The 14,673-nt window shown below is 75.0% G+C and carries 12 protein-coding genes; 3 read left to right on the top strand and 9 right to left on the bottom strand.

Annotated elements, in window-relative coordinates; translation table 11 throughout:
• Positions 1–49: 49 nt before the first annotated feature.
• The 5 genes from ACIP5O_RS09195 to ACIP5O_RS09175 all read right to left on the bottom strand — a co-directional run bounded on the left by ACIP5O_RS09195 (position 50) and on the right by ACIP5O_RS09175 (position 5,093).
• Positions 50–295, bottom strand: a complete 246-nt coding sequence (locus tag ACIP5O_RS09195) for a hypothetical protein (RefSeq protein ID WP_401290468.1) — start codon at positions 293–295, stop codon at positions 50–52.
• Between the two features lie 62 nt (positions 296–357).
• Positions 358–834, bottom strand: coding sequence for an NUDIX domain-containing protein (locus ACIP5O_RS09190; RefSeq protein WP_401290465.1), 477 nt, complete (start codon positions 832–834; stop codon positions 358–360).
• A 109-nt stretch (positions 835–943) separates the two neighbouring features.
• On the bottom strand, positions 944–2,164 hold the full coding sequence (locus ACIP5O_RS09185; protein ID WP_401290462.1) for an FAD-dependent oxidoreductase: 1,221 nt from the start codon (positions 2,162–2,164) through the stop codon (positions 944–946).
• Positions 2,161–3,630 (bottom strand): FAD-dependent oxidoreductase, encoded by a 1,470-nt coding sequence (locus ACIP5O_RS09180; protein WP_401290459.1) that lies wholly within the window; start codon positions 3,628–3,630, stop codon positions 2,161–2,163. The genes ACIP5O_RS09185 and ACIP5O_RS09180 overlap by 4 nt, the downstream gene beginning before the upstream one ends.
• Positions 3,627–5,093: an FGGY family carbohydrate kinase gene (locus ACIP5O_RS09175; RefSeq protein ID WP_401290456.1), complete on the bottom strand. Its 1,467-nt coding sequence runs from the start codon at positions 5,091–5,093 to the stop codon at positions 3,627–3,629. Before ACIP5O_RS09175 ends, ACIP5O_RS09180 begins: the two co-directional genes overlap by 4 nt.
• A gap of 304 nt (positions 5,094–5,397) precedes the next feature.
• On the opposite strand from ACIP5O_RS09175, the gene ACIP5O_RS09170 reads away from it, so the two are divergent.
• Both ACIP5O_RS09170 and ACIP5O_RS09165 read left to right on the top strand, forming a co-directional pair.
• Positions 5,398–6,372 carry a hypothetical protein gene (locus ACIP5O_RS09170; RefSeq protein WP_401290453.1) on the top strand — a complete coding sequence of 325 codons (975 nt, stop codon included), beginning with the start codon at positions 5,398–5,400 and terminating at the stop codon, positions 6,370–6,372.
• Between the two features lie 90 nt (positions 6,373–6,462).
• Complete coding sequence (locus ACIP5O_RS09165) at positions 6,463–7,995, top strand: amino acid permease (protein ID WP_401290450.1); 1,533 nt, start codon at positions 6,463–6,465, stop codon at positions 7,993–7,995.
• 134 nt (positions 7,996–8,129) lie between these two features.
• Here ACIP5O_RS09165 and ACIP5O_RS09160 read toward each other — a convergent pair whose 3' ends face one another.
• The gene (locus ACIP5O_RS09160) at positions 8,130–8,891 is read right to left on the bottom strand and encodes a GntR family transcriptional regulator (protein ID WP_401290447.1); all 762 of its coding nucleotides are present in this window, start codon (positions 8,889–8,891) and stop codon (positions 8,130–8,132) included.
• A gap of 183 nt (positions 8,892–9,074) precedes the next feature.
• Between ACIP5O_RS09160 and ACIP5O_RS09155 the strand changes: the two genes are divergently transcribed.
• The gene (locus ACIP5O_RS09155) at positions 9,075–10,415 is read left to right on the top strand and encodes a DUF2252 domain-containing protein (RefSeq protein ID WP_401290444.1); all 1,341 of its coding nucleotides are present in this window, start codon (positions 9,075–9,077) and stop codon (positions 10,413–10,415) included.
• A gap of 50 nt (positions 10,416–10,465) precedes the next feature.
• Here the strand turns inward: ACIP5O_RS09155 and ACIP5O_RS09150 are convergent, their stop codons facing one another.
• From ACIP5O_RS09150 to ACIP5O_RS09140, 3 genes are all read right to left on the bottom strand, one after another.
• The gene (locus tag ACIP5O_RS09150; protein ID WP_401290442.1) at positions 10,466–11,869 is read right to left on the bottom strand and encodes an FAD-dependent oxidoreductase; all 1,404 of its coding nucleotides are present in this window, start codon (positions 11,867–11,869) and stop codon (positions 10,466–10,468) included.
• A 69-nt stretch (positions 11,870–11,938) separates the two neighbouring features.
• Positions 11,939–12,478, bottom strand: a complete 540-nt coding sequence (locus ACIP5O_RS09145; RefSeq protein WP_401290439.1) for a PadR family transcriptional regulator — start codon at positions 12,476–12,478, stop codon at positions 11,939–11,941.
• Between the two features lie 64 nt (positions 12,479–12,542).
• Positions 12,543–14,558 carry an FAD-dependent oxidoreductase gene (locus ACIP5O_RS09140; RefSeq protein WP_401290438.1) on the bottom strand — a complete coding sequence of 672 codons (2,016 nt, stop codon included), beginning with the start codon at positions 14,556–14,558 and terminating at the stop codon, positions 12,543–12,545.
• Positions 14,559–14,673: the final 115 nt, after the last annotated feature.

Here is a 14,673-nt window from a genome sequence, read left to right as displayed (position 1 = left end):
GCGCGACACCGGGCCGCCCGGCAGGAGCCCGGGCCCACCCGGCGAGGCCTCAGCCCGCCCGCCCCCACGTCGCCGGGGAGAAGGACCGCAGGGAGGAGACGACGCGCAGCAGCCGGTCCTCGTTCCCGGCGAGGCCGGCCGCGCGGAGCGCCTCGTCGGCCTCCGCCATCGGACGGGTGAGCATCGCCCCCGCGTACGGCGCGAGCCGCGGATCCGTCAGTACGGCCCGGGTGGATTCGAGCAGCCGCAGATACGCCTGGGCCGCCGCGCGCTCGTCGGCGGTGATCGTGGTCATGTCGGGCTCCCTCTCGACAGTTCGGCTCCCACCACCTTCTCGCACGCCTCTGACAATCGGGCTCAGCCCCGCCCGTCGAGGTGGGCGGTCAGCCGTTCCAGGAAGGCCTGCTGCCCCACGACGAGCAGCGGGGCCGCCGCCTCCGGGGCGAACCAGCCGACCCGGTCGATCTCCGGGAACTCCTCCAGACGGCCGGAGCGGGGCGGCCACTCCAGGGTGAAGGTGCCCGGCACGATCCGCTCCGGGTCCAGGTCGCCCTCGACCGCCCAGACGGTGACGAGCTTCCCGTTGCGCTGCCGGCTCTCCCCGAGGTCGATCCAGTCGCCCTCGGGGGCGGCGAGGCCCAGCTCCTCCCGGAACTCCCGGCGGGCCGCCGCGTCGGGCGCCTCGTCGGGCTCGTACTCGCCCTTGGGGATCGACCAGGCGCCCTCCTCACGGGACTGCCAGAGGGGGCCGCCCATGTGCCCGACGAGAACCTCGACACCACCGTCCGCCGTCCGGCGGAAGACCAGGAGACCCGCGCTGCGTTTGACCGGCATGGGGTCCAGTGTCTCCGAAGGCCCCCGTCCGCGCAGCCCGCCGGAGCACCCGCGACGGTGTGCCCCGACGCGCGTCCGCCGGAGCCTCACGCCCCCGTCGCCCTGCCGTTCACTCCTCCGCCCCGACCGTCACGGGCCCGCCCGCCGGGTCCGCCCCGCGCGTCCAGTCGGGCCCGAGCCGTACGGAACGCCACGGCACCAGCGTTCCGCGCAGCCGCTCCCGCCGCAGCCGCACGCCGTCCTGCGAGACGGTCAGGACGGGCCGTACGAGACGGTGTTCCGCCCGTACGAGCAGGGGCGCGGCTCCCGGGCCGAGGAGACCGGGCGCCACCCACCGCAGCGGCCCCGCCGCCGCGACCGGCACCGCACCGACGGGTCGGGGCGGGCCGTCGAGGTGACCGAGCACCGCGTCGGCCACCGCCCGCCCCTCGGCGGCGGCCACCGGGGCCGGTTCCCCGCCGTGCAGGAGGTTGCCGGCCGCGAACACCCCGGGAGCGGCGGTGCGGAAGGCGCCGTCCACCACCGGGCCCCGCGTCCCCGGCGCGAGCGGCAGCCCGCGGGCACGGGCGAGCTCGTGGTCCGGGACCCAGTCACCGGTGAGGACCAGCGTGTCGCACCGCAGGACGGACGCGCGGCCGTCCCGCCCCCGGACCGCGACCCCGGTCAGCCGTCCGCGCCCGAGCAGCTCCGTCACGACCGTGCCGGTGAGCAGCGGCACGGCCCCGAACCCGGCCGCCGGGTAAGGGAGTTCGGTGACGACCGCCGCCACCTCCACCCCGGCCGAGCGCAGCGTCCGCACCGCGCTCCGGGCCACCGGTTCACCGCCGACGACCACCGCCCGCCGCCCCACGTGCTCCCGCCCCGCGTGCCCCTTCCGACCCTCGAACCGCGCGACCGTCCGCTGGAGTTCGCCCGTGGTCAGCACTCCGGCGGGCCGTGTCCCCGGGAGGAGCCGGGCACTGCGGGGGCGTTCGCGCGCGCCGGTGGCGAGGACCACCGCGCGGGCCGCGATCCGTTCGAGCCCGGCCGGGGAGGTGACGTCCAGGGCGAGCGGCCCGGCCCAGCCCGTGGCCGAGACGCCGGTGCGGACGACGGCCCCGGCCCGCAGCGCCTCCCGCACCGCGCGCCGCGCGTAGCCCGGCCCGTCCAGGGGCCGTCCCCGCGCGTCCGCGCCGAACCCCGGGCGCGCGCAGTGGCGCGGGACCCCGCCCGCGGCCGTCTCCCGCTCCAGGACCTCGACGCGGCCCGCGCCCGCCGCCGCGAGCCGGGCGGCCGCGGCGAGACCCGCGGGCCCGGCGCCCACGACGAGTACGTCGACCGTACGGTTCACCGGCCGTCCCCTCCGTCCTTCTCTCCCGGGGGCCGTGACTCCTCGAACAGCGCCCGCACCTCCGCGCCGCAGAAGGTGCCCTGGCAGCGGCCGCCCCGGGCCCGGGTCCTGCGCCGCAGCCCGTCGAGGCCGCCCGGGGGGACCGTCGAGGCGAGCGCGGCCCGGATCTCGCCCCGGGTGACCCGCTCGCAGTGGCAGACGATCGCCCCGAACTCGGGATCGCGTGCGATGAGTCCGGCGTCCCGGTACGGCCGGGGGAAGGCCTCGCCGAGGTTCGGCATGCGGACCGGGGCGAGCGGCCGCTCCGGTCCCGGGTCGAGCCCGCAGTCGGCCAGGAGGCCGAGCACGTGCTCCGCGATGGCCAGGGAGGCGCTGAGCCCCGTGGAACGGATCCCGCCCACCGTCACGTACCGCAGGGCGGGGTGCGCGGCGATCCGGTAGTCCTCCTGCCCGGTGGCGGCCCGCAGCCCCGCGTAGACGGCCGTGACCTCCTCGTCGAGCAGCGCGGGCAGGACCCGGCCGCCCTGTTCGCGCAGGCCGGCGATCCCCTCGGCCGTCGTGCCGGTCGCGGTCTTGTCGTCGAGGTCCTCGGCGGTGGGCCCGAGCATGACGTTCCCGTACACGGTGGGGGAGACGAGCACGCCCTTGCCGAGCGGTCCGGGCACGGGGAGCAGGATGTGCCGGACCAGGGCGCGGGCGGCCTTGTCGAAGACGAGCAGCTGGCCCCGGCGCGGGGTGACGGCGAAGTCCTCGCGCCCGACCAGGGCGTCGAAGGCGTCGGCGTACAGGCCGCAGGCGTTGACGAGGAGGCGGGTCCGGAGCGTCCCGCGCCGGGTGACGAGCCGGTGGTGCGGCGCACCCGGACGCACCTCCTCCACCCGGCAGTTCAGGTGCAGGTCCACTCCGGAGCGGACGGCCTGCGTGGCGTACGCGAGGACGGTCGTCCACGGGCAGACGATCGACTCGCCCGGCACGTCGAGCGCGGCGAGCGCGCCGGATCCCAGGTGGGGCTCGCGCGAGGCCAGTGCGGCGGCGTCGACGATCCGGGTGGCGTGATGGCCGTTGCGCCCGGCCTTCTCCGCGAGGCGGGGGAGCGCGGCGCGCTGCTGCTCGTCCCGGGCGACGAGCAGGGCGCCGAGCGGCTCCACGGGGATGCCGGCCTCCCGCGCGTACGCGGTGAGCAGCCGGTGCCCCTCGCGGACGAGCCGCGCCTCCAGGGTGCCGGGCACGGCGTCGAAACCGGTGTGCAGAATCGCCGTGTTGGCCTTCGAGGTGCCGTCGCCCACGTCGTTCGCGGCCTCCACGAGGGCGATCCGCAGCGGGTGACGGGCGAGCGCGCGGGCGATCGCGGTCCCGATGACTCCGGCCCCGACGACCACGACGTCGTACGCGGCACCCTCGCCCCCGGGGAGGGGCCCCGACCGGGTGACGTTCCCGAGGGCCGTCGCCGTCCCCGAGGCCCTCACCCGGCCCCGCCGTCGGCCGTCGTCGCCCCCGGCCGTGCCAGCAGGGTCGCGACCTCCGTGCGGAACCGCGCGAGGCGCGCCTCCGCCTCGGCGGCGGAGATCCGGGGCTCGTACACCGCCGACGGCTTCCACTCCGGTACGGCCTCCCGGAGCGTGAGTCCCGGGAAGCGGCCCAGGCGGGCGGCCGCGCCGACCCCGAGGGCCGTGGCGTCGGGCAGGGCGGAGACCTCGACGGGCCGTTGCAGCAGGTCCGCCTGGGTCTGCATGAGCAGCGCGCTCCGGGTCAGACCGCCGTCGGCGCGCAGCGAGGTCAGCGGCGCGCCCCGGTCCGCCGCCGCGGCCGAGGCCAGCTCCACGACCTGGGCGGCGATCCCCTCGCACAGGGCGCGGACCAGGTGCCCGGGGCCGGTGTCCAGGCCGAGGCCGGTGAGCGAGCCGCGCACGTCCCCCCGCCACCAGGGCGCGGCGAGCCCCGCGAACGCGGGGACGAACGTGACGCCCCCGCCGTCCGGGACGGTGCCGCCGACCGCGTCGAGCTCCCCGGCCCCGGCGATCACCCCGAGGTCGGTGAGCCAGCGCACGGCCGAGGCCACCGTGTACACCTGGCCGTCCAGGCAGTGGGCTACCCGCCCGCCGAGCCGCCAGGCGACGCAGCTCACCAGGCCCGAGGCGGCCCGCAGCGGCGCGGGACCGGTCTGCGCGAGCAGGAACGCCCCCGTGCCGTACGTGCACTTGGCGGCGGCCGGGTCGTCGGCGCTCTGCGCGAGCAGCGCCGCCTGCTGGTCGACCAGGAGGCCCGTGAGGGGGAGCGGCGGGCCGAAGGCGGTCGTGGTGCCCACGGGCGCGTCGCAGTCCACGACCCGGGGCAGCACCTCGCCGCCGAGCCCGTACAGGTCGAGCGCGGTCCCCGACCAGGAGACCGTGTCGAGGTCGAGGAGCCCGGTGCGCCCGGCGGTCGCCGCGTCGGTGACGAAGGCGCCGGTGAGCCGGTGGACGAGCCAGGCGTCGCTGGTGGTGACGACGCCCGCGCCGGTGGTGTGGCGGCGGATCCAGGCCATCTTCGGGGCGGCGAAGTAGGGGTCCACCGGGAGACCGGTCAGACGGCGCAACTCCTCGGCGTGGGGCTCCAGTTCCACGCAGACTCCGGCGGCCCTGCGGTCCTGCCAGACGAGCGCGTCGGTGAGCGGTTCGCCGGTGGCGGGGTCCCAGGCGAGCACGGTCTCGCCCTGGTTGGCGAGGCCCACGGCCGCGACCGGTACGCCCGCCCCGGCGAGCGCCGCCCGCCCCGCGGCCACCACCGAGTCGTACAGCTCGCGCGGGTCGACCTCGACCAGGCCGCCCGGCAGGTACCGGGGCCGGACCGGCGCCGTACCGCTGCCGAGGACACCGCGTTCCGGACAGAGGACGAGGGCCTTCGTGCCCGACGTGCCCTGGTCGACGGCGAGTACCGGGCCGCCCGTCATCCTGCCGCTCCTGTCGATGGTCCCGTTCGGTGATCGTCCGGTCACCGAAAAGGGTCAGGGTGCCGCCGCCGGAGGACCCCGTCAAGCCTCGCCGGACGACCCCGTCAGGTCCGCCGCCGAACCTGACAGTAAATCAAATTCGGTCGCTGGCCGAATAGTTGCCGTCACAAAAGAAAGTGGACCGGTCGAGTCCAGAGCGCTCTATAGTGATCGCCGATCAATGGCCGGGACACCGCCCAGGGGACTGACCACCCCATCCCATCCACCGAGGAACCATGCCACCCACACCACGCCCCGCTCCCTGATGGCCGGCCAAGGCTTCCGTCCCGTCTACCACCCGGCGGGCCACGACCACGCCCTGCGCCACGCCCTCCAGGACTTACGCACCGGCCGCTGGGTGGCCATGGCCCGGCTGCTCGACGAGACCTCCGACTGGGGCGCCTGGACCCGGCGCACCCAGGTCCTCGCCGCCGTCGCCGCGGGCACCGACGTCGTCCGCACCTGGCGCGACGAGCAGCCCGAGAGCCCCGCCGCGGCCGTGATGCACAGCCGCGTCGCCGTCGAGCGGGCCGTGCGCGCCCACCGCTCCGGCCACGCCCGCGCCGGGCAGCTCCGGCAGGAGGCCGGGGCCGCCTGCCGCGAGGCCGTCGGCCGCTCGCCCGCCGACCCGGTGCCCTGGGTGGGACTGCTCGCCCTCGCCGCCCTCGACGGGGCCCAGCACATGGCCGAGCACCGGGTCGGCCCGCCGGCCCCCATGCTGCCGTCCGGCCCCTGGGGCCTGCTCGCCGAGGTGGAGAAGCGCGACCCGCACAACCGCGAGGCGCACCACCGCATGCTCCAGTTCGTCTACGCCCGGCGCTCCGGACCGCTCTCCGAGGCCGTCAACTACTCCCACTGGGCCGCCTCCTCCGCGCCCGTCGGCTCCGCCCTGCACGCCCTGCCGCTCTACGTGCGCGTCGAGCGCTACCGGCGCGAGCGCGGCCACGAGCGCGCCCTCGACCTCCACTGGGTCGCCGAGGACGCCGTGCGCGACACCCAGCGGGCCCTGGACACCTGGTTCTTCTTCTGCGCCGTCGACGAAGCCTCCCTGCTCGACCTCAACCACCTGGCGCACGCCCTCTTCGGCGCCCTCCGCTTCGCCGACGCGACCCGGGTCTTCGAGGCGCTCGGCCCGTACTACACGACGCTGCCGTGGGCCTACCGGACCGCCCGGCCGGACGACCGCGCCCTCGCCGAAGAGGTCTTCCTGCGGGCTCGCGCCCGCTGTCTCGGCGACTGAGGCCCCGACCCGGCCCGCCCCGCCCTTCCGCACGTGCCTTCCGCCCACCCCCGTACGCACCTTCCGCCCGCCCCCGTCCCCGGAGGAACCATGGCCCGCACCGAAGCCCCGACCGACGCGATACGCAAGCCACCGCCCGTCCAGGACGAGGAGGAGCGGCTGAGAGAGCTCGGCTACCAGCCCGTCCTCGCCCGCCGCATGGGCGGCTTCGGCAACTTCGCGATCAGCTTCTCGGTCATCTCGGTCCTCTCCGGCTGCATGACCCTCTACGGCTTCGGCCTGGGGACCGGCGGCCCCGCCGTCATGCTGTGGGGCTGGGCCGGCGTCGGCCTCTTCGTCCTCTGCGTGGGCCTCGCCCTCGCCGAGGTCACCAGCGCCTACCCGACCTCCGGCGCCCTCTACTACATGGCCGACCGGCTCGGCGGACGCCGCTGGGGCTGGTACACCGGCTGGCTGAACCTCCTCGGCCTGCTCGGCGCCATCGCCGGCATCGACTACGGCGCCGCCCTCTTCACCGGCGCCTTCCTCAACCTCCAGTGGGGCTTCGAACCCACCGCCGGCTCCACCTTCCTCATCTTCCTGGCGATCCTGCTGCTCCACGCCGTCCTGAACCTCTTCGGCGTCCGGCTGGTCAGCGTCCTGAACTCCGTCAGCGTGTGGTGGCACCTGGCCGGCGTCGCGGTCATCGTCGGCGCCCTCGCGATCGTCCCGGAGCGCCACCAGTCCGCCGAGTTCGTCTTCACCGAGTTCGTCAACGACACCGGCTGGGCCAACCCCTTCTACGTCGCCGCGATCGGCCTGCTCCTGGCCCAGTACACCTTCAGCGGCTACGACGCCTCCGCCCACCTCTCGGAGGAGACCTCGAACGCCTCCGTCGCCGCCGCCAAGGGCATCGTGCGGGCCATCTGGGTCTCCTGGATCGCCGGCTTCGCCCTGCTCGCCGGACTGACCTTCGCGATCCAGGACTACGCCGCCACGCAGAACAGCGCCACCGGCGTCCCGCCCGCCCAGATCCTCCTGGACGCGCTCGGCTCCGGCGGCGCCACCGCCCTGCTGCTCGTCGTGATCGTCGCCCAGCTCTTCTGCGGCAACGCCGAGGTGGCCGCGGCGAGCCGGATGGTCTTCGCCTTCAGCCGGGACAACGCCCTGCCCGGCTCGGCACTCTGGCGGAAGGTCAGCACCCGCACCCAGACCCCCGTCCCGGCCGTCTGGCTCTCGGTCGGCGTGGCCGCGCTCATCGCCGTGCCCTCGCTGTACTCGGCCACCGCCTACGGCGCCGTGACCGCCATCAACGTCATCGGCATCACGCCCGCCTACGCCATCCCGATCTACCTGCGGCTGCGCGCCGGGAAGCGGTTCACCCCCGGTCCGTGGAACCTGGGCCGCTGGAGCAGGCCGATCGGCTGGACCGCCGTCGTCTGGGTGGCCCTGGTGACCGTCCTCTTCTGCCTGCCGCAGAAGTCGCCGGTGACGGTCGACACCATGAACTACGCCGTCATCGCCCTCGCCGTCGTCCTCGTCCTGGCCAGCGTCTGGTGGTACGTCGCCCGCCGCTCGTACGGCACGCCGACCGCGTACGGCACGGCCCGCGAGGAGGCGGACATCGCGGAGGGGATCGTCTAGGGCCTCCAAAGCCTTCAGGGCCTCCAAAGCCTTCAGGGCCTCCAAAGCCTTCGGAGCCTTCAAGGCCTTGTACGGAGTGGTGCTCCGCACGGGAACGCCCGGGCCGGCCCGTCGCCGCCCGGGCGCCCCCGTGCTCAGGCGCTGAACTCGTAGGTCCAGGCGGCCGACCGGGCCGTGACATCGATGTCCGTGATCTCCAGGGCGCGCCCGTGCTGGTCGCTGACCACCCGGTGCACGAGGAGCCGGGCCGCGCCGCCGGCCGCCGTCCCGGGGTCGGCCGGCACGCCCACCGACTCCCGGTGGACGACCCGCAGCCCCGCCTGGTGCATCCAGTGGTAGAGGAGCCGCAGATCGGGCTGCTGCCGGCAGTCCCGGCCCCGCCGGTAGCGGGCCAGCTGGGGGATCTCGGCGAGCGCCGCCCGGGAGAACCACGACACCGCCCGCTGGAGCGCCGACCCCTGCGGATCGAGCACCGCGTGCCGGTGGACGAGCGTCGGCTCGCCGGGGGCGAGCAGGAGGCGCGCCGCGAGCGGGACCGGCGCCGGCTCCCAGGCGAGCGAGGCGCGCACCAGCGTCCCCGCCGCGCGGGGCCCGCCGGGGAAGGTCGGCCGGTGGGCCCTCGGGGCGGAGGCGGCGGCCTCGGCGTCCGCCTCGGCCTCCGGTCCGGCGGCGAAGGTGCCGCGCCGGTCGGTGACCACGAGCCCCTCGTCGCGCAGGAGCTGGAGCGCGCTCCGCACGGTCTGCCGGTTGACGTGGTAGCGCTGGGACAGCGAACGCTCCGAAGGGAGCCGGCTGCCGGGGGAGATGCGCCGCTGGGCGAGATCCTCACGCAGGGCGGCGGCGACCCGGAGGTAGAGCGGCACTTCCGCCGCCGCCCCGGAATCGGGCTCGGCCATGATCAACCCTCTCTTTGCTCAGCGTGACCGCATGGGACGTATGGGTGATCAATTCCTATCATTGGTCTAAACCATTTTGCCAGTCCGGTCGGAAAGAGTGGCCGAAACGCACGTTGCGCCGTGTAATGAGGTTCCAGGTGACGGGGGCGAATCCGCCCCGGCAGAAGAGGCGGGTGAGGCCGGATGACGACGTCGTCGGAGCGCGCCGCACGGGGCAGGGAGGCGCGCAAACGCGTCCCCCGCTCCTCCCACGGCCGCTGGATACCCAGCTCCCAGCGGCCCGACCCGCTGGGCGTCCTGGAGCGCCAGGCCCAGGACCGGCTGCCCGACCTCGTCCCCCTCCGGTACGGCAGGATGGCGGCCTCCCCCTTCGCGTTCCTGCGCGGCGCCGCCGCCGTCATGGCCGCCGACCTCGGCGCCCAGCCCGACACCGGGCTCACCGTCCAGCTCTGCGGCGACGCCCACCTCCTCAACTTCGGGGTCTACGCCTCACCCGAACGGACGCTCCTCTTCGACGTGAACGACTTCGACGAGACCCTCCCCGGCCCCTTCGAATGGGACGTGAAACGGCTCGCCGCGAGCATCACCGTCGCCGCCCTCCAGAACGGCGGCACCAGACCCAAGGCCCGGCGCGCCGCCCTCGTCGCCGTCGAGTCGTACCGCACGTCCATGCGCCGCCTCGCCGGCCTGGGGGAGCTCACCGTCTGGTACGAGCGGATCGCCGCCGACGACCTCCTGGCCCTGGTCCACCGCGGCGACCGCGCCCGCCTGGAGAACCGGCTCGCCCGCGCCCGCCGCCGCACCAGCCTCCAGGCCTTCGCCAAGCTCACCGAGGCGGACGCGGACGGACACCGGCACATCGTCGACGACCCGCCGCTCCTCGAACGCGCCACGGACATCGACCGGATCACCCTCGGCAAGGTCTTCAGCGACTACCGCAGCTCCCTCGCCGAGGAGCGGCGGCTGCTCCTCGACCGCTACCGCTTCCTCGACGCCGCCCGCAAGGTCGTCGGGGTCGGCAGCGTCGGCACCCGCTGCTTCGTCCTCCTCCTCGAAGGCCGCGACGAGGGCGACCCGCTCATCCTCCAGATCAAGGAGGCCGGCCACTCCGTCCTGGAGGAGTACCTGGCCCCGGCCGCCCACCCCCACCAGGGGCGGCGGATCGTCTGCGGCCAGCGGCTCATCCAGGCCGCGAGCGACATCTTCCTCGGCTGGATGACCGGCCCCGAACAGCGCCACTTCTACTGGCGCCAACTGCGCGACATGAAGGGCTCGGCCGAGGTGGAGACCATGTCCCCGGTCATGCTGCGGGACTACGCCCGGCTCTGCGGCCGGGCCCTGGCCCGCGCCCACGCCCGCTCCGGCGACCGCGTCGCCATCGCCGCCTACCTCGGCGGCTCGGACGTCTTCGACCGCGCCGTCGCCGACTTCGCGCTCGCCTACGCCCACCAGAACGCCGACGACTACGCGGCGCTCGGCGCGGCCATCGCCGCCGGCGTGATCACGGCGGCCCCGGGCGCCTGAACCGGACGGCGGCCGCCACCGGCCGCCGCGGCGCCCGGCCCCCCGGGGCCTCACCGGAAGGACTGCGCGTCGCGCCACAGCGGCGGCTCGGCGGGCCTCTCGACGGGCGGCCCGAAGAGCACCGCCCGCGCCACCGACGGGGCGAACAGGGCCGTCATCGGGCCGGTCAGGGCGATCGCCGAACGGAACGGCGTCCCCACCACCGGGTCGCCCCCGACCCGGCCGAGCACCCGGCCCAGGTACCAGCCGACCGCCCGGTCCAGCACCCCGGAGCGCGCCGCGTCACCGGTCGCGCCGGGCATCTTCCGGTCGGACCCCGCCGAGATGTCCCAGGCCTGCCGCGAGGCGTCCAGGAGCGCCCGCTGCACCACCCGGGTCGTCGGCGTCCGCCTGGGGTCGGCGAGGGCCCGGCGCAGCGCGACCGCGTCGAGCGCGGCGACCGCCATCCCCTGCCCGTAGATCGGGTTGAAGGCGCACAGCGCGTCGCCGGTGGCGAGGAAGCCCGCCGGGCGGCGCCCCGGACGGTCGTACCGGCGCCGGACGTTGGCGGTCCTCCGGAAGCCGTGCACCGGCGACTCCGGCTCGGCGCGGGCCAACCAGTCGCTGATCACCGGATGCGGCAGCCGCTCGGCGTACTCCTCGAACGCGTCCTCCTCGGTGGGCGGTTCGTCGCCGCGCAGCCCCGAGAGGGTCACCAGGTGCCGCCCGTCGCCGAGCGGCAGCACTACACCGGCGTACGGCTGCGAGGGGCTCGGCACGATGTAGTAGCCGATCGCGTCGGTGTCCGTGCCTCCGGACGGGTCGCGGTAGATCCGGGTGGCATACGCGAGGCCCGTGTCGAGGGTCTCCTCGTGCGGAGCCTCCGCGCCGATGCCCGCCAGCCAGTCCGCGGCCTTCGTGGACCGCCCCGAGGCGTCCACCACGAGATCGGCCGCCAGGGTGCGGGCCTCCTCGTCCGCCCCCGCGCCGCGCTCCCGCAGTCGTACGCCCCGCACGCGTGAGGAGTCGCCGGTCAGGCCCACGGTCTCGACGCCCTCGACCAGCTCGACCCGCGGATCGGCGAGCACCCGCCGCCGCACCAGCCATTCCAGCTGGGCGCGGGGGCCGGAGTAGAAGTGCACGGCGGCGGGCGTGCGGCGGTACCACGCGCCGCTCTGCCACTGGACCATGTCCTCGGGCATGCCCACCTTCGGCGCTCCGAGTCCCCGCAGCTCGTCCGTGAAGCCGGGGAGCAGTTCGTCGAGCGCCCGCTGCCCGCCCTCGACCAGGACGTGGAGGTGTCGGCCCTGCGGAACGCCGGGCCTCGCCTCCGGTCCCTCGGGCAGGCGGTCGCGCTCGACGACCGTCACCTTCTCCGCGTGCTCGGCGAGGACCCGCGCGGCCAGCAGGCCGGCGAGACTTCCTCCGATGACCACCGCGTGACGTGTCGCGCGGCGCCCCAAGTCGTCGGCCATACCCACCCTTTCGTGTCGTGGAGCCGGCAGCCCCCAGTATCGCCCGGCGCCCGGCCCCGCCCGCCGGGGCTACTCCTCCCGCTCCAGTTCCGCAAGGGCGCCGGTCAGCCATTCCACCCAGAACCGCTCCAGGTCGATCCCGCCCCGCAGGACGAGATGGCGCAGCCGGTCCGGCCCGGCGCTCCGCCGCTCCGCCGGGAAGTCCCTGACCTCGATCGCGAGGTACTCCTCCAACTGCTCGCGGTGCAGGGCGAGATGGCGCTCCAACTCGGCCCCGAGCCCCGTCGCGCCGACCATCGCGGCCGCCCGCATCCGCAGCAGCAGGGCGGACCGCATCGGCTTGGGGTCCTCGGACCTGGCGACCCAGTCGCCCAGCTCGGCGCGGCCCGCGGGCAGCACCTCGTACTCCTTCCGCCGCCCCCGCACGGGCACCGGGGCGGGCAGGGCGCGGACGTGCCCCGCCTGCTCCAGCCTTCCCAGCTCGCGGTAGATCTGCTGGTGCGTGGCCGACCAGAAGTAGCCGATCGACTTGTCGAAACGGCGCGTCAGTTCGAGACCGGAGGACGGCTTCTCGAGCAGTGCGGTGAGGATCGCGTGCGGGAGGGACATGCTCGCATCCTAGGTTCGGGGCCCGCCGTGATCACCGCGACCGCGGCGGTCACGGCGGCGGCGGTCACAGGGTGGCGGCGAGGCGGGTGCCCTGGTCGACGGCCCGCTTGGCGTCCAGCTCGGCGGCGACGTCCGCACCGCCGATGAGGTGCGCCGTGCGGCCCGCCGCCACCAGCTCCTCGTACAGGTCCCGCCGCGGCTCCTGGCCCGCGCAGAGCACGACCGTGTCGACCTCGATCAGCCGCGGCTCCCCGCCGATCGTGACGTGCAGGCCCTCGTCGTCGATCCGGTCGTACGTCACGCCCGCCACCATGGCCACGCCGCGGTGCTTGAGCTCGGTCCGGTGGATCCACCCGGTGGTCTTGCCGAGCCCCGCGCCGACCTTGGTCTCCTTGCGCTGGAGCAGGTGCACCTGCCGCGGCGGCGCGGTCCGCTCGGGCGTCCGCAGCCCGCCCCGGTTCTCGTACGAGGTGTCCACGCCCCACTGGCGGAAGTACGTCTCGGGGTCCTGGCTCGCGCCCTCCCCGCCGTCCGTGAGGAACTCCGCGACGTCGAAGCCGATGCCGCCGGCCCCGATGACCGCGACCCGCTCGCCGACCGGCGCGCCGTCCCGCAGCACGTCCAGGTAGCTGACGACGCTCGGGTGGTCCACGCCCTCGATGGCGGGGGTGCGGGGGGAGACGCCGGTGGCGACCACGACCTCGTCGTAGCCGTCCAGGCCGGCCGCCGTGACGGGGGTGTTCAGGCGCACGTCGACGCCGCGCTCGTCGAGCTGGACGCGGAAGTAGCGCAGGGTCTCCTCGAACTCGTCCTTGCCCGGCACCCGCTTGGCGACGTTGAGCTGGCCGCCGATCTCGGCGGCGGCGTCGAAGAGGGTGACGGAGTGGCCGCGCTCGGCCGCCGACACCGCGCAGGAGAGCCCGGCCGGGCCCGCGCCGACCACCGCGATCCGCTTGGCGCGGCGGGTGGGGGACAGGACCAGCTCGGTCTCGTGGCAGGCGCGCGGGTTGACCAGGCAGGAGGTGATCTTCAGGCTGAAGGTGTTGTCCAGGCAGGCCTGGTTGCAGCCGATGCAGGTGTTGATGGTGTCGGCGCGGCCGGCCGTGGCCTTGGCGACGAAGTCCGGGTCGGCCAGGAACGGACGGGCCAGGGAGACCAGGTCGGCGCGCCCGTCGGCGAGGATCTCCTCGGCGACCTCGGGGGTGTTGATGCGGTTGCTGGTGACGAGCGGGACGGAGACCTCGCCCATCAGCCTCTTCGTCACCCAGGTGTAGGCGCCGCGCGGCACGGAGGTGGCGATGGTGGGGATGCGCGCCTCGTGCCAGCCGATGCCGGTGTTGATGATCGTTGCGCCCGCCGCCTCGATCTCCTTGGCGAGCCGGACGACCTCCTCCAGGGTCGAGCCGCCGGGGACGAGGTCCAGCATCGAGAGGCGGTAGACCAGGATGAAGTCCTCGCCGACCCGCTCGCGGATCCGGCGGACGATCTCCAGCGGGAAGCGGACGCGGTTCTCGTACGAGCCGCCCCAGCGGTCGGTGCGGTGGTTGGTCGCGGCGGCGATGAACTCGTTGATCAGGTAACCCTCGGAGCCCATCACCTCGACGCCGTCGTACCCGGCCTCCCGGGCGAGTTCGGCGCAGCGGACGTAGTCCTCGACGGTCCGCTCGACCTCGTCGTCGGTCAGCTCGTTCGGTACGAAGGGGCTGATCGGGGCCTTGAGGGCGCTGGGCGCGACCAGGGCGGGGTGGTACGCGTACCGGCCGAAGTGCAGGATCTGCATCGCGATCCGGCCGCCCTCCCGGTGCACGGCGTCGGTGATGACCCGGTGCTCGGCGACCTCCTCGGCGGTGGTGAGCTTGGCCCCGCCGTCCCAGGGGCGGCCGGCCTCGTTGGGCGCGATGCCGCCGGTGACGATCAGGCCCACGCCGCCGCGGGCGCGCTCGGCGTAGAAGGCGGCCATGCGCGCGAACCCGTGCTCGGCCTCCTCCAGGCCGACGTGCATCGAGCCCATGATCACCCGGTTGGGCAGGGTGGTGAACCCGAGGTCGAGCGGGCTCAGCAGATGCGGGTACGGGGTCATGCGGGCGCCTCCTCGCGCAGGATCGTCATCCCCTGTTGTAGGGGACCCCGCACGAGTTGTGCAACTAGTTGCAGAAGAATCGGGGCGTGATGTCTACTACTCGGTAACCACGGGG

It is taken from the genome of Streptomyces sp. NPDC088915 (assembly GCF_044749825.1).
GTDB lineage: Bacteria > Actinomycetota > Actinomycetes > Streptomycetales > Streptomycetaceae > Streptomyces.
Note: the sequence above shows the minus strand (reverse complement) of the source record. Positions and strands in the feature narration are given on the sequence as shown.

What these genes read in the sequence shown, in the direction of transcription:
- ACIP5O_RS09195 (WP_401290468.1), bottom strand. Translation starts at nt 295, where the DNA reads ATGACCACGATCACCGCCGACGAGCGCGCGGCGGCCCAGGCGTATCTG.
- ACIP5O_RS09190 (WP_401290465.1), bottom strand. Translation starts at nt 834, where the DNA reads ATGCCGGTCAAACGCAGCGCGGGTCTCCTGGTCTTCCGCCGGACGGCG.
- ACIP5O_RS09175 (WP_401290456.1), bottom strand. Translation starts at nt 5,093, where the DNA reads ATGACGGGCGGCCCGGTACTCGCCGTCGACCAGGGCACGTCGGGCACG.
- ACIP5O_RS09170 (WP_401290453.1), top strand. Translation starts at nt 5,398, where the DNA reads ATGGCCGGCCAAGGCTTCCGTCCCGTCTACCACCCGGCGGGCCACGAC.
- ACIP5O_RS09165 (WP_401290450.1), top strand. Translation starts at nt 6,463, where the DNA reads ATGGCCCGCACCGAAGCCCCGACCGACGCGATACGCAAGCCACCGCCC.
- ACIP5O_RS09160 (WP_401290447.1), bottom strand. Translation starts at nt 8,891, where the DNA reads ATGGCCGAGCCCGATTCCGGGGCGGCGGCGGAAGTGCCGCTCTACCTC.
- ACIP5O_RS09155 (WP_401290444.1), top strand. Translation starts at nt 9,075, where the DNA reads ATGACGACGTCGTCGGAGCGCGCCGCACGGGGCAGGGAGGCGCGCAAA.
- ACIP5O_RS09150 (WP_401290442.1), bottom strand. Translation starts at nt 11,869, where the DNA reads ATGGCCGACGACTTGGGGCGCCGCGCGACACGTCACGCGGTGGTCATC.
- ACIP5O_RS09145 (WP_401290439.1), bottom strand. Translation starts at nt 12,478, where the DNA reads ATGTCCCTCCCGCACGCGATCCTCACCGCACTGCTCGAGAAGCCGTCC.
- ACIP5O_RS09140 (WP_401290438.1), bottom strand. Translation starts at nt 14,558, where the DNA reads ATGACCCCGTACCCGCATCTGCTGAGCCCGCTCGACCTCGGGTTCACC.